16 protein-coding genes are annotated in these 20316 nt (G+C 64.6%); 9 read left to right on the top strand and 7 right to left on the bottom strand.

What is annotated here, in order from left to right:
- Nucleotides 1–21: 21 nt before the first annotated feature.
- A complete protein-coding gene (locus tag M1P90_RS25235; protein WP_483698313.1) occupies nucleotides 22–2634 on the bottom strand; it encodes a LuxR C-terminal-related transcriptional regulator in 2613 nt (870 codons plus the stop codon).
- A 186-nt stretch (nucleotides 2635–2820) separates the two neighbouring features.
- Between M1P90_RS25235 and M1P90_RS25230 the strand changes: the two genes are divergently transcribed.
- The gene (locus M1P90_RS25230) at nucleotides 2821–4029 is read left to right on the top strand and encodes a PIG-L family deacetylase (RefSeq protein ID WP_483698312.1); all 1209 of its coding nucleotides are present in this window, start codon (nucleotides 2821–2823) and stop codon (nucleotides 4027–4029) included.
- Nucleotides 4030–4203: 174 nt separating this feature from the next.
- On the opposite strand, the gene M1P90_RS25225 is transcribed toward M1P90_RS25230, so the two are convergent.
- Nucleotides 4204–5229 carry a phosphotransferase gene (locus tag M1P90_RS25225; protein WP_483698311.1) on the bottom strand — a complete coding sequence of 342 codons (1026 nt, stop codon included), beginning with the start codon at nucleotides 5227–5229 and terminating at the stop codon, nucleotides 4204–4206.
- A 218-nt stretch (nucleotides 5230–5447) separates the two neighbouring features.
- Nucleotides 5448–5990, bottom strand: coding sequence for a hypothetical protein (locus tag M1P90_RS25220; RefSeq protein WP_483698309.1), 543 nt, complete (start codon nucleotides 5988–5990; stop codon nucleotides 5448–5450).
- 169 nt (nucleotides 5991–6159) lie between these two features.
- Here M1P90_RS25220 and M1P90_RS25215 point away from each other — a divergent pair, with 169 nt between their 5' ends.
- From M1P90_RS25215 to M1P90_RS25205, 3 genes are all read left to right on the top strand, one after another.
- On the top strand, nucleotides 6160–7476 hold the full coding sequence (locus M1P90_RS25215) for a hypothetical protein (protein ID WP_483698308.1): 1317 nt from the start codon (nucleotides 6160–6162) through the stop codon (nucleotides 7474–7476).
- 63 nt (nucleotides 7477–7539) lie between these two features.
- Nucleotides 7540–8340, top strand: a complete 801-nt coding sequence (locus M1P90_RS25210; protein ID WP_483698307.1) for a cupredoxin domain-containing protein — start codon at nucleotides 7540–7542, stop codon at nucleotides 8338–8340.
- 59 nt (nucleotides 8341–8399) lie between these two features.
- Nucleotides 8400–9083, top strand: a complete 684-nt coding sequence (locus tag M1P90_RS25205) for a hypothetical protein (protein ID WP_483698306.1) — start codon at nucleotides 8400–8402, stop codon at nucleotides 9081–9083.
- Between the two features lie 35 nt (nucleotides 9084–9118).
- Here M1P90_RS25205 and M1P90_RS25200 read toward each other — a convergent pair whose 3' ends face one another.
- On the bottom strand, nucleotides 9119–9352 hold the full coding sequence (locus tag M1P90_RS25200; RefSeq protein ID WP_483698305.1) for a hypothetical protein: 234 nt from the start codon (nucleotides 9350–9352) through the stop codon (nucleotides 9119–9121).
- Between the two features lie 291 nt (nucleotides 9353–9643).
- On the opposite strand from M1P90_RS25200, the gene M1P90_RS25195 reads away from it, so the two are divergent.
- On the top strand, nucleotides 9644–10681 hold the full coding sequence (locus M1P90_RS25195; RefSeq protein WP_483698303.1) for a hypothetical protein: 1038 nt from the start codon (nucleotides 9644–9646) through the stop codon (nucleotides 10679–10681).
- A 207-nt stretch (nucleotides 10682–10888) separates the two neighbouring features.
- Here the strand turns inward: M1P90_RS25195 and M1P90_RS25190 are convergent, their stop codons facing one another.
- Complete coding sequence (locus M1P90_RS25190; RefSeq protein ID WP_483698302.1) at nucleotides 10889–14422, bottom strand: ATP-binding protein; 3534 nt, start codon at nucleotides 14420–14422, stop codon at nucleotides 10889–10891.
- A 108-nt stretch (nucleotides 14423–14530) separates the two neighbouring features.
- On the opposite strand from M1P90_RS25190, the gene M1P90_RS25185 reads away from it, so the two are divergent.
- The 3 genes from M1P90_RS25185 (at nucleotide 14531) to M1P90_RS25175 (ending at nucleotide 16467) form a co-directional block, all read left to right on the top strand.
- The gene (locus tag M1P90_RS25185; RefSeq protein ID WP_483698300.1) at nucleotides 14531–14875 is read left to right on the top strand and encodes a hypothetical protein; all 345 of its coding nucleotides are present in this window, start codon (nucleotides 14531–14533) and stop codon (nucleotides 14873–14875) included.
- A 2-nt stretch (nucleotides 14876–14877) separates the two neighbouring features.
- Nucleotides 14878–15888 (top strand): methyltransferase, encoded by a 1011-nt coding sequence (locus M1P90_RS25180; protein WP_483698299.1) that lies wholly within the window; start codon nucleotides 14878–14880, stop codon nucleotides 15886–15888.
- A gap of 156 nt (nucleotides 15889–16044) precedes the next feature.
- The gene (locus M1P90_RS25175) at nucleotides 16045–16467 is read left to right on the top strand and encodes an ester cyclase (RefSeq protein ID WP_483698298.1); all 423 of its coding nucleotides are present in this window, start codon (nucleotides 16045–16047) and stop codon (nucleotides 16465–16467) included.
- Nucleotides 16468–16565: 98 nt separating this feature from the next.
- On the opposite strand, the gene M1P90_RS25170 is transcribed toward M1P90_RS25175, so the two are convergent.
- On the bottom strand, nucleotides 16566–16787 hold the full coding sequence (locus tag M1P90_RS25170; protein WP_483698297.1) for a hypothetical protein: 222 nt from the start codon (nucleotides 16785–16787) through the stop codon (nucleotides 16566–16568).
- 174 nt (nucleotides 16788–16961) lie between these two features.
- A complete protein-coding gene (locus M1P90_RS25165) occupies nucleotides 16962–17954 on the bottom strand; it encodes an SDR family oxidoreductase (RefSeq protein ID WP_483698296.1) in 993 nt (330 codons plus the stop codon).
- A 270-nt stretch (nucleotides 17955–18224) separates the two neighbouring features.
- On the opposite strand from M1P90_RS25165, the gene M1P90_RS25160 reads away from it, so the two are divergent.
- Nucleotides 18225–20147 carry a VanW family protein gene (locus M1P90_RS25160; RefSeq protein WP_483698294.1) on the top strand — a complete coding sequence of 641 codons (1923 nt, stop codon included), beginning with the start codon at nucleotides 18225–18227 and terminating at the stop codon, nucleotides 20145–20147.
- The last annotated feature ends 169 nt before the right edge of the window (nucleotides 20148–20316 follow it).

Raw genomic sequence — 20316 nt, 5'->3', positions numbered from 1 at the left:
CGCTCTGTGGCTCCTTTCGCCCTACGCCGCCAACAGGTGCAGCTCGCGGGCGCGCACAATCGCCTGAGTGCGGTTGGCAACTTCGAGCTTGCGGTAAATATTGAGCGTGTGGGTTTTTACCGTGCCCGCGCCAATAATCAGCTGATCGGCGATCTGCGGGTTGGTTTTGCCCGCCGCCAGCAGCAGCAGAATTTCGCGCTCGCGACTGGTGAGCAGGTAGCTGTGCGCCTGCGCGGGGAGCGGGGCCGCGCCAAACTCGCGGTGCAGCTCGGCGGTGACATCTTCAAGCGTAAGCGCCGCGCCGCGCCCCCAGTGCGCCGCAAAAGTATCGTGGTCAAGCGCCGCTTCGAGCTGGGCCTGCAAGCGCCCCAGCAGGGGCCACTGGCGCGCCCAGTTCAGCGCCGGGGTTGGGTTGCCGAGCGCCCAGGCCAGCAGCTCCACTGCGCGGGCCGGCTTGCCTGCGGCGAGAACTGCGGCGGCGCATGGCACCATCCAGATGCTGCTGGTGGCCGTCAGGTTGCTGCCGATGCTTTCCAGCCCCTTGCGAATGGCGCTGCGCGCTTCTTCCAGGTTGCCCAGGCCGCACGCCAGCGCGGCGCTTGCCCAGTGGTGCAGCTGAAACGCCATGGTGTTGACACTGTGATGTTTCGAAAAATCGTTGATGCGAGTAGCCTCGGCATAATCTTCGCGCAGGCAGGCCAGCAGCGTGAGCAGCGCCAGGCTGTAGGGCTGCACAACCACCAGAATAATCTCTTCGATCACCTTGACCGATTGATCGGAATATTCTTGGCAGGCCGAATAATCGCCCTCGCAGAAGGCCTGCAAGGCCAGCAGGCTCCACGCGTGTGAAATCTGGCAGATCTGCCCGGTTTCGGTTGCGAACTGCAGCACCTCGGGGCCATACTGCTTGCCCGTGCTGTAGTCGCCATTCAGAATATAGTCGGAGCCGAGGTTGTACAGGCAGGTAAACAGCACAAAGCGGTTGTGCATGGTTCGCGCAATGGCCAGGCTCTGCTCGGTGTACACGATTTCTTTGTCGGGGTCGTTCAAAACGGCGTAGAGGTAGCCCAGGCGGCTCAGCGCCCAGGCGACATAGTAGGGCTCGCCCAGTTTTTCGAACAGGGCCCGGCTGGCATCCAGGTGCGGGGCAACCTCGGCGCGGCGACCCATGCCGCCAAGCGCATAGCCCGCCATGAGGTGGCAGAACGCAGTTTCGAAATCGTCGCTGGCGGCGCGGGCGATGGCGAGCGCCCGCTCGATTGCGGTAAATGCCTCGCGGTAGTCGGTTTCGGCCTGGAACCACCAGTGCAGCGAACCCCAGCGCCGCGCCAGCAAGCGCCCCAGCAGGCGCTCGTCGGCAATTGGCTGGGCAAGGGTTTGCTGAAACATATGGATCGTATCGACATGGCGGCTGCCAAGAAAGCCGAACAGGTACAGGCCGTGCATCATGGTGTGCAGGTTGGCGCTGTGCTGCTTTGCCAGCGCCCATTCCCAGCTTTGCCGGTAGTTCTCAAAATCCAGCTCGATCGCCTGCATGGTTTCGAGCTGCTGCGGGCTTTTGAGCGATGCTTCGTGGTGGCGCATGAGCGTGGCGTAGAAGCCGCTGTGCGCGGCGAACGCGGCATCGGTTTCCTGCCGCGTGGCGAGCTGCATGGTGCCATACTGGCGCAGCAGCTCGTGGATGCCAAAGCGCCCGGTCGCGTCGAGCTGCAGCAGCGATTTTTCCACCAGCCCGGCCAGGTCGGCCAGTGTTGCGCCAGCCACCTGCTCGGCCGCTGCGCTGGCGAAGCCGCCGCGAAATACCGACAGCCAGGCGAAAATCTGGCGCTCGCGCTCGCTCAGTAATTCCCACGAGTGGTCGAAAACGGCGCGCATGCTGCGGTGGCGCGGTTCGATGTTGCGCATGTTGGTCGAAAGCAGGTCGAGGTTGTGGCGCATGGCCTGCGCAATATGCGAGGCGTGCAGGCCCTTGAGCCACGAGGCGGCCAGCTCCAGCGCGAGCGGCAGTCCGCCCGTCATCATGCAGATCTGGATCACCGCCTCGTTCTCGCTTTGCGCGTCGAAAGAGGGCTGCACGCGGCGGGCATGCGCGAGAAAGAGCTGCACTGCCTCGTACTCCATCAGCGCGCTGGAATAAACGCTGAGCGGCGCGGAGAGGCCACCCAATGGGAACAGCCATTCTTCCTGCAGGTGCAGTGGCTCGCGCGAGGTGGCCAGCACCGTCAGGCCCGGCGCGGCGGCCAGCAGATCGCTGACGAGCGCAGCGCCGTCGAGCAGGTGCTCGAAATTGTCGAGCACGAGCAGCATGGCTTTCGCGCTCAGAAAGCCGGCGAGCTGCTCGAATGAGGCATCGCCATAGAACACCAGCCCCAGGCTTTGCGCAATCGCCGAAAGGATGAGGTCGGCGCGCGGAATGGATTGCAATGCGACAAAGGTCGCGCCATCGGCGAAGTGCCCGGCTTCAGCGGCGGCGACTTCCTGCGCCAGGCGCGTTTTGCCGCAGCCGCCCAGCCCGGTGATCGTCAGCAGGCGGCAGTCGGGGTCGGTGAGGCGCGTGGCCAGGCTGGCCAGCTCGGCTTTTCGCCCGACAAACGGTGTGCTGTAGCCGCGCGCGCGCTCTTTGAGAACGGTCATCACTTCCTCCGCGCTATTGCCGAATCAATGGCTGTGCAGAGTAGGACGAACGAGCTGCCGCGCAGGTCGCACGCAATTGGAAATTTCATGCGGCCTTTTGCAGCCGTGGTTCGTCTGTACCCAACGAGGTATTCTCGTCGTTTTGCAGCCACCCCTCGCTTTCGTGAAATACAAGGAGTGACTGATATGCAGTATTCAATGCAAAAACAGCGGCAGCCGCGCCTGCTTGCGGTGTTTGCCCACCCCGACGACGAAACCTTCTGCGCAGGCGGCACGCTCGCAAAGTATGTGGCGGAAGGCTGGGATGTGATGGTGGTGACAGCGACGACCGGGCAAGCCGGGCAGATTCGCGATCCGCAGGCGGCGACGCGACGGACGCTTGGCGAAGTGCGCGGGCGCGAGTTTTTCGCGGCCTGCGCGCAGCTGGGTGTGCGCCATGCGCGCGCGCTCGATTACATGGACGGAACGCTTCAGGAAATCGACCTGCACGAGCTGACCGGGTCGGTGGTTGCGATTATTCGCGAGTTCCAGCCCGACACCATGATAACCTTTGGGCCAGATGGCGCGTATGGCCACCCCGATCATATTGCGATTGGCGCGGCAACCGAGCGCGCTTTTGCGCAGGCCGGCAGCCGGCGCGCTTTCCCCGAGCAGCTCGGCGCGGGTTTGCGCCCGCACCAGGCCGGGCAATTATACTACAGCTACTTTCCGCCGAGCCGGCTGCGCCTCGGTGATCGGCTGGCGCACTGGCTGGCCGAAGCGCCCGCCCGCTTTCAGGGCACCGCCGAGTTCGTTCGCGCGCTGCCGCTGTTTGTTGAAGAAGCGACCACGCTGCGCTATGCCAGCGATTATGCCGACGTGGAATGGTACCCGGCCGGCGCGCATATTGTCGAGCAGAACGAGCCCGGCGCCAAGCTCTACCTGATCCTCTCGGGGCAGGCCGAGGTGGTGCAGGAAGACGAGGGCGGCGCGGAGAAGGTGCTGAACCGCTTGGGCGCGGGCGAGTTCTTTGGCGAACTGGCGATTGTGCATCAGGTGTCGCGCACGGCCCACGTGATCGCAGCGGGCGATGTGACCTGCCTGGTGCTTGCGCCGGGCGCGCCCAGCGCGTTTGCCGGGCGCGGCGCCGACGCGCGGCCCGATGCCCTGGCGCTGGCCGGTGGCGGCGCTGGCGAGCAGTTTGGCGACGTGCTGCTCACCGTCGATGTGGCAGAGTTTATGGCACAAAAAATGGCTGCCGTGGCCGCGCACCGCACCCAGTATCCAATCGCGCCCGATCTGCTGCCCGGCGCGCTGCTGGCCGAAATGATGGGCACGGAGTATTTCGTGCTGGCGGCCGAGGCGGCGGGCCTGGGCACGCAGCTACCCGTCAGGGAACGCCGCGCTGCGGCATGATTACTCTGGAAAGAAAGTTCTTTTATGCAACGGGCAAGCTTCCTGGAAGCTTGTCTGGCTATCAGCTTGGAGGAAAACTAGCTTGAGCTTCCTGGAAGCTGAGTACAAGAATTTTTGTTTCCCGCTCATTTCAGGCGTGCTGTTCGGCGAAACCGAACAGCACGCCTGAATATGTTACGCCCCGCGCAGCTGCGCCAGCGCCGCGCCAAACTCCGGCCCCTGCATCGCATTAAGCGATTGGCGGGCAATCGCCAGACTCATGCGCTGCTGCGTGGCTGGGTCGCCCATGCGCAGCTCGCCCCGCCCAACCGCCGCCATGGTTGCCGCAAAACTCGGCGCGTCTTCTGGCTCGCCCGACGCAAAGCTGCCCGGCCCGGCGCATTGCAAACACACCAGCAGGAAGGTCACGGCGTACATCCACCACGACACATGCTTGGCCAGGGCAAGTTTGGCTTGCTCGTGGGCGGTGGGGCCGCGCCCGAAGTAGGCGTGCAGCAGCGTCGCTTCCTGTTCTGCGCCAAGCATAAACCAGTGAATCGCGCCGGCCAGGTCGAACATTGGCTCGCCCATGCCCGCCGCCTCCCAATCGACCAGCCAGAGCCGCGCGCCATCGGCGAGCACATTGCCGGGGTTGAGGTCGTTGTGGCAGGGCGCGGCAACCAGGTGCGGCCCGAGCGCGCTCTGCACGGCATCGAGCTGCGCCAGCGCAGTTTGCGTGGTGCGCGGCAGGGGAACATCGTGCTGGGCCAGGTGCTGCATCCCGCCACGAATCATGTCGAACGGGCTGAGAAATGGCGGAAACGCTGGCCCAGTGTGCAGGTGGCACAGCAGGCCGCCCAATTGCATAATCTGCTCTGGATTGCCGCGCAGGTTGCGCGGGCCGGGTGGCTGAGCAACAAACTCGCTGATGCTGACGGCCAGCTCGGTGCTGGCGAAGATCAGGCGCGGCGCGATTCCGCGCTCGGATGCGAGCCGCACGCAGGCGATCTGGCGCGCAGGGTCGTCGAGCAGGCTGCGCTTCATCATCACGCGCAGCACATAGGCTTGCCCGCCAAGCGCGAGCTTGTACATAGGCGAGCCAGAAAGCCCACCGTTCAGCGATTCGAGCGCATCGATCTGCGCGCCGGGGAAGGTGGCGGCCAGGGCCTGAGCGACGCGCGATTGCACCTCGGCCGGCAGCGCCGCAAGAACATCGTTCATAATAACCCTCGATTTCTGTTGTCGAGAACAAAATACCTGAGCCACAGAGAACACCAACGGGCAAGCTTCCAGGAAGCTCATCTGGGTATCAGGTTGAAGGCAAACAGGCCTGAGCTTCCTGGAAGCTGAGCATAAGGAAATTTATTTTCCAGAGTACTCAATGTCCTCTGTGCGCTCTGTGGCTTAATCGTTTTGCTCGTGGCTATTCATATAGTGCGTCAATCACTGCCGGGCAGCTGGCGCATTTCGGCCAGCCATTCCACCTGCGAGCGCCGCACGCGCCGGTTGTGCTGGCGGTTGGAAACGCTCGGGTCGGGCACCCAGTCCAGCGCGCCGCTGTCGATTGCGCGGGCGATGCGCATGCGGTTGGCCTGCGTGTTCGCGCCAAAGGCCAGCGCTGCCGCGTTGCTGATCGTAATCAGGTCGTCCATCCACACCCACCAGCTTGTTCGCGAAAGCAGCCAGCCCGGCCTCGTTTGCCAGAAGGCTTCGGGCAAAGCGACGGGCGCGTGTAAGGCATTGGCAAGCAGCAAGCTGCGCACGCGCAGCAGCGCCTGCTCGGTGTGCGCAACCAGCGCGTCGGTGCGCGTGTGCACGCCATTCGCCACGTCGATCAGCAGCTGGATGTCGCGGTACAGCGGGCTGGCGGTGTCGGGCGGGTCAGCCGCTGGCGTGCTGCCAAGCGCCCCGCCAAGCGCGGCATAATGCCGGCGAACAATGTCATACAGCTCGTCGGCGTCGGTGGCGGTGAACAAGGCCATAGCTTTTCCATCTTTACAGCATATTTCCTGCGGGAATAGTATCGTAAGTAACGTTAGTTATTATCCGCCGAAAGATGGAATTTTTGCTTTAGAATGTTTCGTAACGATCAGCGGACGATCTATCAGTATGCTGTGTGTATCAAAACGCTGTGACGAAGTGTAGGCGGGTATGAGCATGGTCGATGGTTTCGATAGGAGCGCAGAACCAGCAACCAGCACGCGCCTCAGTGGCGGCTGGCTCATTGCGGCGCGCGCTTTCTGGTTCGCGGTAGTTGGCCTGAGCATCGTGGCAGTGATCGCAGCGCTCCCGTTGTTCTATCGCACCACGCGCACAATTATCGACCCGCAAGCTTCGTCTGTGACGGGTCTGACGATTGACGATGTGCGGCTACTGGAGCAATGGGGGTTCTCGCCCGGCTTCTACGCAATCTATCAAACCGCCCAGATCGCCGTGTTTGCGGCACTGTTCATCACAGCCGCCGGGTTGCTGTTCTGGCGCCGCTCCGACGATCGCATCACCTGGTTGATCTCGTTGTGGCTGGCGCTGTTTGGCGTAAATGGATCGCCAATACTGGAGCCGCTCATCTCTGCGCATCCAGCCTGGTTGTTACCAGTGCGCTTTCTGCAAAATGCTGCGCTTGGCTTCTTCCCGATCTTGACCTACCTGTTTCCCAATGGGCGCTTGGTGCCGCGCTGGACGCGCTTTCTGGTGATTGGCTGGGTTATCTGGATCATTGTGTCGCTGCTCACACCATACACTGGCGGTACAGATACCGGTGCGTCGATGTTGTGGTTTGGCGTGCTGATACCCGGTGGAATGCTGATTGGCATTGCGGCTCAGGTGTATCGGTACCGGCGCGTATCGAACCATGTCGAACGGCAGCAAACCAAGTGGGTTGTGCTTGGTTTCGCCGGCGCGGCGGCTGGCCCTTTCGCATACGCGCTGCTGCCAAACATTATTCCTGCGCTGCAAGAAGCAACGCTGGCGCACGCGCTCTACCTGCTCTTCAGCGAAACGTTCCTGCTGGTGCTGCCGTTTTGCCTGCTGCCAGTGTGCATCGGTATTTCCGTACTACGCTACCACCTGTGGGATATCGACATTCTCATCCGGCGCACGCTGATCTATGGCGCGCTGACGCTGACGCTGGGCACGATGTATGTCGGGTGCATTCTACTCAGCCAAACAATCTTAACTTCAATTATCGGCAGATCGGAATTGGCGCTTGTAGCCTCTACCCTGTTGATCGCCGCGCTGCTCCTGCCGCTGCGCCGCCGCATTCAGAACATCATCGACCGGCGTTTCTACCGCCGCAAATACGATGCCCAGCAGGTGCTGGCGGCATTTGCGCTGGCCGCCCGCGACGAAACCGACCTCGAACGATTGACTGCTGAGCTTGCGCGCGTGGTGGACAGCACCATGCAGCCGGAGTTTCTCGGGATCTGGCTGCGCGAAGTGGGTTCTCGTAACGCTGCACGTAACGATTAGCCGACGGTCGGGCGGTATGCTGCGGGCATCAATCGCAACATACAAACGCCAAGGAGGCTCGTTATGGCTACCCACGCAATTGCACACCCCGCGCAGAAAACGCGCCGCTCGCTGGCCGGGCTTGGCATCCTGACAATCGCCGCACTGCTTGGAACCGCTCTGCTCCTGGGCATTATCCTCTTCCGGCTGGCCGACGCAGTTGATCTGTTGCTGGTCGTGATCATCGCCCTGCCGTTGCTTGTTACGGGCGTAGTGGCGCTCGGCTGGCGCTGGGCGCCAATTCTGGGCGCGTTCGTCTTTGGCCTGCTCCTGCTGCTGCTGGTGGGCGGCGTCGGGGGCGAGGTCGTTTACACGCTGACGCACGCTGGCGGGCCGATCGTGCCGCTGGTGCTGCTGCTGATACCGCTGGTGGCGGTTGGCTTTGCCGCGAGCATTGGCGCAACGGTGCAGAACTACTGCTCGGCTGAGCGGCGTTTCCCGCGCTGGGCGGCAGGCGCGCTGCTGCTGGTGGCTGGCCTGAGCGTGGGCGCGGCGGCGGTGAGCGCCATCCCGCAACGCGGCGATGTGTCGGGTGTGAGCGCGGAAACGCTGGCGGCGCTGCCCGCGATCACACTCGCCGCGTTCGACGGCGGCACGATTCGCGTCAAGTCCGGCGAGGCTGCTGCGTTCCGCCTGGAAAATACCGACCCGGTGGCGCACGCCTTTGTGGTGGATGAACTCGGCGTGAATGCGCCACTTCTTGCGGGCCGCAACAGCCTGGCCTTGTTCAAACCGATGCAGCCCGGCACATACAGGTTCTACTGCACGCCGCACTATAATAAAGTCACTGGCGAAGGCATGCACGGCACGCTGATTGTTGAGTAGCTGGCCTATCGAAGTCCGGCGCGCGCAAGGACCGTGTTCTTGCAGAAAGGCAGGGCGACATGCACCGATCACGTGTTCGCGAGGCGATCCTTGGTGCAGTTCTGACAGTGTTTGCGCTTGTCGGCGGTCTTGTGCTGGCCTTTGTCGTCGGGTCGGTCGTAAATAGTGCGCTGGATTTCAAGGTATCGACCGGCTTGCAACGCGTGCTCGCCACAATCAGCGCCAGCCTGGCGATGCTGCTTGGCAGCACGCTCTGGAGTGTTGGAATGGCACGCCTGGCCGGCGCTGCCCTTACCCGGCGCGTCTGGTGGGCCGGCATCCTCGGCTTCGTGCCAATGACGATCCTTGTGTCGGCGGGCCTGACGCTGGCAGAGCCGTTTGTGTTTAGCGCCCAACTGCCCGTGCACCGCCTGTTCACCGCGCTGTTCGTGCCATCGGTTGGCTTGATTGCGGGTTCGAGCGCGCTGGTGCTGGGCTGGGCGCTGCGAATGGGTCGGGCATCGTTCGCGTTGGCCGCGCGCACTGGCCTGGCGGCGGCGCTGGCGTTTCTGGCGGTGAACCTGGGGATGGAAGCGCTCGGCTGGCAGGTTGGCGGGCCGGGTGCCGAGGAGCGCGCTACGATGATTACTGTATTGTTTGCCGGCGACGTAGCGGCTGCGCTGGTGGGTGGCGCAGTGCTTGGCGGGCGGCTGGCCGGCCCGCGCCGCGAGGTTGCGCCACTGCCTGACGCAATCGCTGGCTGAGCCGCCCGCAAGCCTTTTAACGGCACGTTGCTGGGCTAGCGCCAGGCGGGCATGCTGGGCACCTTGGCGGTCGCACCGTAGCGATCGTTTGATTCAAACATGTGCATTGCGATTTTGAACGACATGCATGTAGAATTTACGCAGTTGGCCTGCTGAGCCTTCGGCAGCCCCTCATCAAGTTCGGGAACCGCGGTACTCGATTTTTTCTTTGTGTGCGATTTTTCCACGCGTAGCGCGGAAAAATCGCACACAAAAATGATCGTTTCCACTTTGCTGCCGCAGGCGAAAAGTACGGCGCTGGTATGCCAAATAACGCAACTACGTAAGTCCTACCATGTATCCATAGATGACACAGATATGAATCTATAATCTGCGTAATCTGTGTAATCTGTGGATAGATCTCGCTCCTCACTCCCACATTGACGTGGCCGTGGTGCGCGACTATGTGCTGATGACAAAAGCCGACTTTGCAGCTATGCTGAATCAGAAAGCAACGACAGGGATCACGACCAGAAACGCCAGGTTCGCCTGGCTTTCGATAGCTGCGAAGGAGCTTTGCTATGCTGATCAATGGGACGAGCCAGCTTGCCGAACAGGCAGCCCCGGCGCGTGTAGTCGCGCAGCCCGCCGCCAGCACGCGCCTCAACTGGGCTATGGCTGTGCTGTCGGGCTGGTTTGTGGGCGGGCTGTTTCTCGACGGTTGGGCACATAATCACCACCGCGTCGATAATACCTTTTTCACGCCCTGGCACGCCGTGTTCTACTCGGGTTTTCTGGCGGTGGCGCTGCTGGTGCTTGGTGCCGCCGCCTTGTCGCTGCTGCGTGGCCGCGCGTGGCTCGATGCTGCGCCAGCGGGCTACGAGCTGGCCTTGCTGGGCGTGCCGCTGTTTGCGTTTGGCGGCGTGTTTGACCTGATCTGGCACCAGATGTTTGGCTTTGAAGTGGGCATCGAGCCGCTGCTGAGCCCTTCGCACCTGCTGCTGGCCACCGGCATGGCGATGATTGTGAGCGCGCCGCTGCGGGCGGTTGGAAGAAATGGCGCAGCGGGCGGGATGCTCCATCGTCTACCCGCTCTGCTGGCGCTCATCTGGGCGCTCTCGGTGATGACGTTTCTGACGCAGTTTGCCAACCCCTTTGTCGATGTGTGGGCCAGCACAACCGACGATGGCATTCTGGGGCATGCGATGGGCGTTGCCGGCGTGCTGGTTCAGTCGGCCTTGCTGGTGGGCGCGACCCTGTTTGCGCTGCGGCGCGGGCTGCTGCTGCCCGGTGGCGTCACGCTGCTGTTTACGCTCAACGCGCTCCTGATGACGACACAGCACGACACCTATGCGCTGCTGCCGACGGCGCTGCTGGCTGGCATATTTGGCGATGTGCTGGTCTTTGCGCTGCGGCCCGCATACCTTCGACCGCTGGCGCTGCGCGTGTTTTCGTTTGCTTTGCCAGCCGCGCTCTACCTGATTTATTTTCTGCTGCTCAAAGCGCGCGGCGAGCTCGTCTGGTCGACGAATTTGTGGACGGGCGCGGCCATGCTGGCGGGCGTTGTGGGCTTGCTGCTGAGTTTTGTGGCAGTGCCCCAGCCTTCATTGCGGGATTAGTGCCAATACCTTCAAATAACCACCAAGACACCAAGGCGCCAAATTTATAGCTTCCTGAAGCCCTTCGTGTCTTCGTCCCTTCGTGGTTAACGTCCCATGTGTTTTATCGGAACAGTATTGGGATGTGAGCCGAGTGCCAGTAGAGTAAGCCGCAGAGATCACCGAGTTTGAGTAATTCTCCTCCGTGATCTCTGTGCGCTCTGTGGCTTATAAAAGGGCTTTATCAGCTTCGCGCAGAAACGTTGCGCGCCCCGCTGCATCATCAATGGCGGCGGCAAGGCGCTGGATGATTGCAGCAGCCCGCGCCCGCGCTTCATTCGCCGGTCCGATATCGCCGCGCGCCGCGTGCAGCCGCGCCAACGCCACGAGAATCGGCCATTGCTCGCCGGGAAGATTGAGCGAATCGGCAGCGCCCAACGCCCGCTCGAATGCGGCGAGCGCGCCCGTGTCGTCGCCGTCGTGGCGGGCCAGCTCGGCCTGCGCGCACCAGAAGCCGACCCGGTAGCGCGGCTGATCGCCAATTCGCTCCGCGAAGTGCTGGAGATCATCGCGAGCGCGCTCGGCCTCGCCAGCCCACACCAGCGCGGCTGTTTGCTGCCACTGCGCCCGGCCCATATACAGCGTAATAATGTAGTCGCGCACATCGAGGCCGGCGCGCGCATAGCCAGCGGCGGCGGGCATATCGCCGGCGAATACGCAATCGGCGCACAGCTCGGCGGCGATCATGTCGATCAGCAGGCGCGCGCCGGTCGGCACCACCAGCGCCCAGGCTTCTTCGTGGGTGGTGCGGGCGTTTGCGAATTGCTGGGTCGCGCGCTGCGCCGCGCCAAGCACGCCCAGCGTGAGAATTTGCAGCATGGTGAGCGGGCGCTCGCGCACAAGCTGCACCGCCTCGGCGGCGTGGCGCAGCGCTTCGCTCAAATGGCCGGCATCGCAGAACCCGCCAGCCAGTGTCATCGCGCTTGAGGCCATGCCCCACACATTGCCAATCGCCTGGTTGAGCGCATAGGCTGCGCGCGCCTGCGCCAAACCGGCCAGCACATTCCCCTGGTTGATCTGCATGCTGCCGGCCAGCGTCAGGCTGTCGGCTTCGAGCGCGCGGTTGCCGAGGCGCTGGTAAAGTTCGCTCGCTTCTTCGGCGGCGCGCTGCGAGGAAGCCGGGCGCGCCAGCGCCGACCACGCCAGCGCCAGCACGTTCAGGCTGCGCGCGGCCAGCTCGGGCAAATCGTGCTGGCGGGCAAGCTGGAGGGCGCGCTGGCCGTGCTGGAGCGTGAGCGCGGGCTGCGAGTTGTAGAAATGCAGCTGCGCCAGGTTCCACTCGGTTTCGGCCAGGTCGGCAGCCATGCCGCTGCGCTCGGCCAGCGCCTGGGCCTGGTGCAGAAACTCAATCGCGGCGGCGAGGTCGAGCGCGCGCTGCGCCTTCAGCGTGGCGAGCCGGTTCAGGGCCGCGCCTTCGGCGGCCGGCCAGCCGTTCGCCCGCGCCAGGGTGCGCAATTCTTCATACATTGCGGCGGCCTGATCAAGCGCGCTGAGCAGTTCGTGGGCGCGGCCAAGCTGGAGAAACAGGTGTGGCACCTGTTCGGCAGCCGTGCCATGGTCGCGCGAAAGTGTGTCGAGCAGTGCGCGCGCCTGCCGGTACGCGCCAATCGCGTCGTCGATGGCGAACAGCCGCATCGCTTCGTCGCCCGCCAGGATACTGAAGCGAAACGCTTCTTCGGCCATGCCGCCGGCCAGGGCATGGTGGGCGCGCTCGGCGGGCGGTGCGCTTGCTAATGCGGCAAATGCGCGCTGGTGGTAGATGCGCCGCCGCGCGTCGCCGGCCTCGGTGTACGCCACATCGCGGATTTTGTCGTGCGAGATCGTGTAGCGCGCGGGGCTGCCCTGGCCGGGCTGCGCGGCCTGCTCGACCAGCAGCCGCCGCGCCAGCGCTTCGTCAAGCGCATCGAGGCTGGCGGCTTCGGGCAGGGCCGCGACGCGCGCGATCTGCTCGAAGCCGCTGGCGTGGCCCAGCACCGCCGCCGCCGCCAGAAAGGTCTGCGCGTTGGGCGCGAGCTGGCCGATGCGCGCGCGGATGATTGCGCGCACGGTTGGCGGCACCAGCCCGCGAAGCACCGCGAGGTCGTTCGCCAGCACGAGGCGCGGCGGCTCGCCTGCGCGTGTTTCGAGCGCCAGCACGCCACGGTCGAGCAGCACTTTCAGTGTTTCGACCATGTACAGCGGCTGCCCGCCAGTTTCCGCAAACAGCCAGCCCGCGAACCGCTCGGCCTCGCCGCCCGAACGGTTGGCAAAGGCCGCCAGCAAGCCATGCGTGTCGTTCCCACTCAGCGGCGACAGCTCAATGCGCAACAAGCCGCCGTCGCGCTCCAGGCCAGCCAGCCAGCTTGTCAGCGCGGCGTTGGCCAGCACATCCTCGGCGCGGATCGTACATACCAGCAGGAAAGGTGCGCCAATTTCGCTCAGCCGCCGCACGCAGTAGCGCAGCAGGTCGAGCGAGGCTGCGTCGGCCCATTGCGCGTCGTCCACGGCCCACACGCACGGCGCGCGCGCGCTCAGGCTTGCGCACAGCGCCACCACGCTTTCGAACAGGCGCACGCGGGCGGTGCTTTCGTCGGCGTCGGCGGGCGCGAGATCGGGGTAGCGCCCGCGCAGCTCGGGCAGCAGCCGCGCCAGCTCGGCCAGCCACACATCATCCAGCAGGTCGTCGGGCGCGTTTTCGCGATCCAGGCGCGGGCGCAGCGCATCGACCAGCGGCTGGTAGGGCACGCGCCCGCCCGCTTCGAATGCGCGGCCTCCAAGCACATCCGCGCCAGCGGCGCGCGCCCAGTGGGCAAACTCGGTCGCCAGCCGCGTCTTGCCAATCCCCGCCTCGCCCTCGATTGCAATCACGCGCGCGCCGCCGGCCCCGAGCGCCCGGTAGGCATCGATCAATGTTCCCAGCTCGCCCACCCGCCCAACCATTGGCAGGTCGGGAAGCTGCGCGGGCGCGCTGCGCGGCGCACGCGGCGCGGCGCTGGCTTCTGGCGCGTGGCGCACGCGGGCGATCAGCGCGTCGGTTTCGGTGGCGGGCGCGGCGCCAAGCTCGCGCGCAAGCAGCGTTTTGAGCGCGTCGTATGCGCGCAGGGCCAGGGTGCGCGAACCACTTGCGGCGTGGGCTTCGATCAGGCGGCGGTGCGCCGCTTCGTCGAGCGGGTCGTGCGCGGCCCAGCGCTGCGCGGCGGCAATGGCAAAGGCCGTGTCGCCGCCCGCAAGCGCCGCCGCCGAAGCGTGCCCGAGCAGCAGGGCAAGCTGGCGGTGCCAGCGTTCGCGCTCGGTGCCGGCCCAGGTGTCGAACTCGGGCGCGTCGGGCAGCGCAAAGCCGTCGAGAAAATCGCTACGGTAGGCTCGCAGCGCGGCTTCAACGTCGGCGCGTGTGGCCTGTGCGCGCAGCAGATCGAGATCGAAGGTGATTTCCTGGGCGACGAACTGGACGATCTCGGCGTCGGTGCGCAGGATGGCGCTTTCGGCGGCGCGCTGGCCCAGCGTGTCGCGGACCTGCCCAAGCGCGCGGCGCAGCGAGAGGCGACCGTGCGCGGCGTCGCTGCCGGGCCAGAACAGCGCGGCAAGCTGGGCGCGGGTGTGCGCGCCATTCTCGACAGCTAGGTAGATCAGCAGCGCCAGCGCTTTGCGCGTGGGGAAGCTGAGCGCGCGCCCATCGAGCGCGGCCTGCGGCGCGCCGAGCAGGGCCAGATGCAAGCGGCTCATGGCATGTAACGCCTATTGTAACGCTCTTGTATCGCCCGAAATCTAGTATCCGCAACGTGGACGCGGTCATTATAGCGCAGCCCGGGCGGCGGCGGAAAGGAGCGGCGAGTGGTGGTGATGCTGGCAGCGCCGATCCTGCCGGGGCGCGCAGAGGCGTGGCGGCGGCTGTGCCAGGAGCTGGCCGGCTCGCGGGCCGAGGCATTTGCCGCCAGCGCGTGCGGCCTGGGCATTCGCTCCTTGCGCGCCTGGGTGCTGCCGGGCATGCGTGGCGAAATCGCGCTGATCTGGCTCGACGCCGCGCACCCTGCCGGTGCGCTGACCGAGTTGGCCGCGTCCGGCACGCCATTCGACCGCTGGCTGTGCGAGCAAATTCGGCTGCTGCTGGGCGTGGATTTGGCGATGGTGGCTGAAACCCATGGCGAACTCGTTTTTACATGGAACAAGGAGATTTGAACATGGACACAACTCCTCCGGTGGTGGCGATGAGCCAGATGATTGCGGGCAGCGTGTTCCTCTCGCGGGCGCTGTATGTGGCGGCCGAGCTTGGCGTGGCCGACCAGCTTGCGGAAGGGCCACGCTCGGTGGCGGCGCTGGCCGAGGCGTGCAACGCTCTCGCGCCCGCGCTCGGGCGGGTGCTGCGCGCACTGGCGAGTGTTGGCGTGTTTGAGGAAGATGAGCAGGGCCGCTTCGGCCTCACGCCAATGGGCGAAACGCTGCGCTCAGACACAAGCGGCTCGCTGCGTGCGCTGGCGCAATTCTATGGCGCGCCCTGGCACTCCGATGTGTGGAACAGCCTGCTCCACGGCGTCCAGACCGGCGAAACACCGATTGTGCACGCAACCGGGCAAAGCGTGTTCGAGTATTTCATGAGCCACCACGAGCAGTTCGCCCTGTTCGACCGCGCCATGACCAGTTTCTCAGTTTCTGAAGCCGACGCAGTGGTCGCGGGCTATGATTTTGCCGGCATCGGCCAGTTGGTGGATGTTGGTGGCGGCCACGGCTACCTGCTTGGCTCAGTTTTGCAAAAATACCCGGCGCTCCATGGCGTGCTGTTCGACCTGCCGCCAGTGGTGGATGGCGCGCACGCGCTGCTCGACCGCTTTGGGGTGGCGGATCGCTGCGAGCTGGCGGCGGGCGATTTCTTCCAGGGCGTACCTGCCGGCGGCGATGCCTACCTGCTCAAGAACATCATTCACGATTTCGCCGACGAGCCGGCCGCCGCGATTCTGCGCAGCATCCGCCGGGCGATGAGCCCGAACGCGCGCCTGCTGATTGTGCAGGAAGTGCTGCCAGCGGGCAATGCGCCTTCGCCCGGCAAGCTGCTCGACATGCAGATGCTGCTGATCGGCGGGCGCGAGCGCAACGAAGCCGAATACCGCGCACTGCTGCGGTCGGCGGGCTTCGATCTGGCGCGCGTCGTGCAGCTACCCGCGCCGCTGCATGTGATCGAGGCGGTGCTGGCGTGACGGGTGACGGAGGTGAAAGGGTGATACTCTATCTGAGTGAACACTCGAATATACGCACTACGCACTATGATGCGAAGAATATAGTACGTAGTGCGTAGCTCTAATAGCGGATTTAGTATGAACGGCTGTAATTTCTCAATCGAAAGGAGCATGCTCATGACCGTGGCCGACATCAAAAGCATTGCGCACCAGTGGACGGCGCTCTGGAACGCCGACAGCGACCTTTCCGCCCTTGACGAGCTGGTCGCGCCCGATTTCGTGTCGCACAGCGCGCCGCCCGGATTGCCCGCTGGCGCGGAGGGCGTGAAGGTGTGGGTGAATATCTTCAAGACGGCATTCCCGGATGTGTATTCGGTGGTGGATGACGTCATCGCTGAGGGCGACCGCGTGGTCGAGCGCTTTCACGCGGGCGGCACGCACCGCGGCGATTTCTTCGGCATCCCGCCGACCGGGCGCAGCGGCGAAATTTCTGGCATCAACATCTTTCGCGTGGTGGATGGCAAGGTCGCCGAGCATTGGGGCAACAGCGACGACATGGGGCTGATGCAGCAGTTGGGCGTGATTCCCGCGATGGGGTAAGCGCAGAACCATGCCAGAAGTGTAGCTGCAGAGGCACAGAGGGCGCGAGAAATAAACATCTCAGCGCCCTCTGTGCCTCTGTGGTAAATTTAGTGAAATCACGCTATAGCGCCAACGATCTCATCCACCGGCAGCGTTTGCCCGGCGGCCCAGGCAGCGGCGAAATCTGCTTCCCCAAGCGCTGCGCGCGCGGCGGCCAATGCCCCTTCCACGGCTTCCTGATGAACCGGGCGCACGGGCGTGCCCATGTGCGTGCGCAGCGCATTGGCCGCTGCCAGCAGTCGCGCGGCTTGCTCGGCCCAGCCCTGCCCGGCTGCCACTGCTGAACGATGCCGACAAAGAGATCGTAATGGCTGATATTGTGCAGTGGATCGAGGCGCGCATTCCCGTCGCCAGGGAAGCGAACGTCTAGCGCGGCTGGCACTCGCCCGCACAACAAACAAGCCCGGCGGCGCAAGCCAGCCGGGCTGTTGTTTGCACCAGCTTCGGGCTACTTACGACTTCGGCCATGCCTTTTCGTACGCGGCGATGATCGTGTCCATCAGCGCGTCCATCCGCTCGTCGACCTTTTGCGCCTCGGGGTGGCTTTCGTAGTAGGCGACGATTTCGGTTGCGCCCTGATGGAATGGGATCGTGGCGACGTAATCGGGTACCAGGCGCTTGACCTTGCTGTTGTCGAAGATCATGCTGTGCGCTTTGTCGCCCAGCAGGCCAGCGCCCCAGTTTTCGTCATAGGCCGCGATCAAATCCGACGGAATGTGAATGACGTTGGGCTCGACACCCAGGGCGTTCGCGAGGCAATCGACAATCTGGTTCCACGTCAGCGCCTCATCGCTGGTGATATGAATGGCCTCGCCCAGCGCGTGCGGGTTGCCCAGCAGGCCAACAAAGGCCCTGGCGAAATCGCGGTGGTGCGTCAATGTCCAGAGCGAGGTTCCATCGCCGTGCACGATCACTTTTTTGCCCTTGCGCAAGCGATCCAGCACGGTGTAGCGCCCATCCAGCGGCACCGAGCGCTCGTCGTAGGTGTGCGAAGGCCGCACGATCGTCACGGGGAAGCCATCGTCGCGGTACGCCTTCATCAGCATGTCTTCGCAGGCGATTTTGGCGCGTGAGTAGGCCCAGAACGGGTTGCGCAGCGGCGTCGATTCGACGGCGGGCCAGCTTGCCGGCGGTGTCTGGTAGGCCGACGCGGAGCTGATGAAGATATACTGTTTCGTGCGCCCGCGAAACAGCTCCAGATCAGTCGCGATATGCTCGGGCGTGAAGGCAATAAACTCGGCCACAACGTCGAACTTCATATCGCCGAGCACGCGCGCAGCCGCTTCTTTGTCGCGAATATCGCCCTGGAGCACCGTGACGCCAGCGGGCACGGGGCGCGGCGCGTTCCCACGGTTCAGCAGCACAACGTCCATGCCGCGCGCAACCGCCAGCTCGACGCAGGCCGAACTGATCAGCCCGGTGCCGCCAATGAACAGAACCTTCATGGTTTCCTCCTCTGCAAGCTCGGCGTCGCCCGCATGTGTGCCAGGCGGCAGCGTCCTTCCTGAATGCGCTTACAGAGTACCACACATCGCGTTTGGCGCTGGCACGAAGCAAAGGGCTAATCGCCGCGCCGCGCCTGCACACAGCCGCGCTGGCGGAGGTGGTCCGATTCTTGACAGCGCCATGCAAACGTGATAGGCTTTACAACCACACGCAATTCATGTTCTCATAAAGCCTGATTCAGCCAACCATTCGTCGCCCAGGAAGCGCCAATGCCCGATAAGTATTACCAGGAATACGGGCCGATGAGCCGCCGCCGCACTGCGCGCCGCCCGTATGACGATCCCGCCCCCACCACGGTCGAGCCGCTCGACGACGATGCGTTTGAGGATGAAAGCTGGCAGCCACAGGCGGCCCGCCGCGCGCGACCACGAGCGCGCCGCCGGGGTGGGCTGGGCGTGCTGCTGTTTGTGGTGCTGCTCGGCGTGGCAGTATTCGCCACGCTGCCCTACGCGCTGGGCTTCTGGTCGGGCGACCGCGTGGCCGACGGAGTGAGCCTGCAAGGCGTCCCAATGGCCGGCAAGAGCGCCGCCGAAGTGCGCGCCCTGCTCGACACACGCTATGCCGCGTTCCAGCGCACCCCGATCACGCTTACCTTTGAAGGGCGCAGCTGGACGCCCACGCTCGCGCAGCTGGGGGTGCGCTTCGACCCGGCCGACGTTGCCGCCGAGGTACTGGCGGCCGGGCACAGCGGCGGCCCGCTCACGCGCGCCCGCGAGCTGTGGGCGATCTGGCGCGGCGGCCTGGACGTGGCCCCGCGCATGAGCCTCGACACGCGCGCGCTCCAGGCCTACCTCAACACGGTCGCCACCACAATTGAGCAGCCGCCGCGCGACGCGGCACTGAGCATTGCCGAGGGCAAGGTGCTGCCCACGCCCGCGCAGATTGGCCGGCAGGTGCTGGCCAGCGACACCACCGCCGAGATCGCGCGCGCGCTGCAAACCCTTGCGCCGCAAGCTGTGACATTGCGCACGCGCACGCTGGAGCCGCGCATCACCGACGCGGCGCTCGCGCCCGCCACGGCCACCGCGCAGCAGCTGCTCAGCCAGCCGCTCACGCTGCGCCAGGGCGAGCAGCAGTGGGTGTGGGACGCGAACAAGATCGCGGAGCTGATCGCCATTGCGCCCGAAGGCCGCCAGCTGGCCGTGCGCGTCGACGCCGACCGGCTGAACAAGGCTGTGCAGAAGCTCGCCCAGGTTGTCGACACTGGCACCAGCGAGCCGCGCCTGGCCTTCCGCTCGGGCAAGGTGCAGATCGCTAAACCCGGCCAGGACGGCTGGAAGCTCAAGCAGGAAGCCGCCGCGCAGGAGATCAGCCAGACGCTGCAGCTCGCGCAGCGCGAGATCGCCCTGCCCGTCGAGCAAATCGCGCCGCAGGTGACGGCGAAAAGCCTGCCGTCGCTCGGCATTCTCGAGCTGGTGGGCGAGGGAAAAACCAGCTTCGCCGGCTCGGCCGACTACCGCGTCACCAACATCAAGGCCGGCGCGGCGCGCATGGATGGCGTGCTGATCGCGCCGGGCGAGGAGTTCTCGTTCAACACGCAGCTTGGCGCGGTAGACGAAAGCAATGGCTTTGTGCAGGGCTATGCCGTGATCGGCAACCGCACCCAGCTCGAATGGGGCGGCGGCGTCTGCCAGGACTCGACCACGGTGTTTCGGGCGGCGTTCTGGGCTGGCCTGCCAATCACCGAGCGCCACACGCACCCCTTCTATATCAGCTGGTACGACGATTTCAGCTTCCCGAACGACTCTGCTCCCGGCATGGACGCGACAATCTTCACGGGCGTGCTCGACCTGAAATTCGTCAACGACACCGGCCACTGGCTGCTGATGCAGGCCAAGGTCGATGAGGCGGCGCAGGTGCTGACGGTGGGCCTGTATGGCACCAAGCCCAACCGCACCGTCGAAGTGCGCGGGCCGGAGGTGACGAAAATTGTGCCTGCGCCCAGCAACCCGGTGTATGTGGACGACAACACGCTGGCGGCTGGCACTGTGAAGCAGACCGACCACGCGCGGCGCGGGATGGATATTTCGGTGTATCGCGTGATCACCGAAAACGGCGTGCAGAAGACGCCCGAGACCTTCTTCACGCGCTTCAAGGCCTGGCCGAATGTGTTTGCGCGCGGCACTGGCTAGAAGGCTCACCACGGATAAATTTTTGGAGTTGCAAGTTTGCAGGTTGCAGGTTGCCAGGTTCCTGGTCTGAGCGTATGGCATACGCCCTTCGCGGTTCTGCGCTCCCTCGCCGCCAACTGCCGACTGCCGACTGCCAACTGCCGACTGCCGACTGCCGACTGCCAACTGC

This window comes from Kouleothrix sp. 19917 (assembly GCF_057073505.1).
Note: the sequence above shows the minus strand (reverse complement) of the source record. Positions and strands in the feature narration are given on the sequence as shown.

Bases quoted from the DNA above. Each gene is read 5' to 3' on its own strand.
- M1P90_RS25230 (WP_483698312.1), top strand. From the start codon at position 2,821: ATGCAGTATTCAATGCAAAAACAGCGGCAGCCGCGCCTGCTTGCGGTG.
- M1P90_RS25165 (WP_483698296.1), bottom strand. From the start codon at position 17,954: ATGAAGGTTCTGTTCATTGGCGGCACCGGGCTGATCAGTTCGGCCTGC.
- M1P90_RS25225 (WP_483698311.1), bottom strand. From the start codon at position 5,229: ATGAACGATGTTCTTGCGGCGCTGCCGGCCGAGGTGCAATCGCGCGTC.
- M1P90_RS25235 (WP_483698313.1), bottom strand. From the start codon at position 2,634: ATGACCGTTCTCAAAGAGCGCGCGCGCGGCTACAGCACACCGTTTGTC.
- M1P90_RS25195 (WP_483698303.1), top strand. From the start codon at position 9,644: ATGCTGATCAATGGGACGAGCCAGCTTGCCGAACAGGCAGCCCCGGCG.
- M1P90_RS25210 (WP_483698307.1), top strand. From the start codon at position 7,540: ATGGCTACCCACGCAATTGCACACCCCGCGCAGAAAACGCGCCGCTCG.
- M1P90_RS25215 (WP_483698308.1), top strand. From the start codon at position 6,160: ATGAGCATGGTCGATGGTTTCGATAGGAGCGCAGAACCAGCAACCAGC.
- M1P90_RS25175 (WP_483698298.1), top strand. From the start codon at position 16,045: ATGACCGTGGCCGACATCAAAAGCATTGCGCACCAGTGGACGGCGCTC.
- M1P90_RS25180 (WP_483698299.1), top strand. From the start codon at position 14,878: ATGGACACAACTCCTCCGGTGGTGGCGATGAGCCAGATGATTGCGGGC.
- M1P90_RS25160 (WP_483698294.1), top strand. From the start codon at position 18,225: ATGCCCGATAAGTATTACCAGGAATACGGGCCGATGAGCCGCCGCCGC.
- M1P90_RS25205 (WP_483698306.1), top strand. From the start codon at position 8,400: ATGCACCGATCACGTGTTCGCGAGGCGATCCTTGGTGCAGTTCTGACA.
- M1P90_RS25190 (WP_483698302.1), bottom strand. From the start codon at position 14,422: ATGAGCCGCTTGCATCTGGCCCTGCTCGGCGCGCCGCAGGCCGCGCTC.
- M1P90_RS25220 (WP_483698309.1), bottom strand. From the start codon at position 5,990: ATGGCCTTGTTCACCGCCACCGACGCCGACGAGCTGTATGACATTGTT.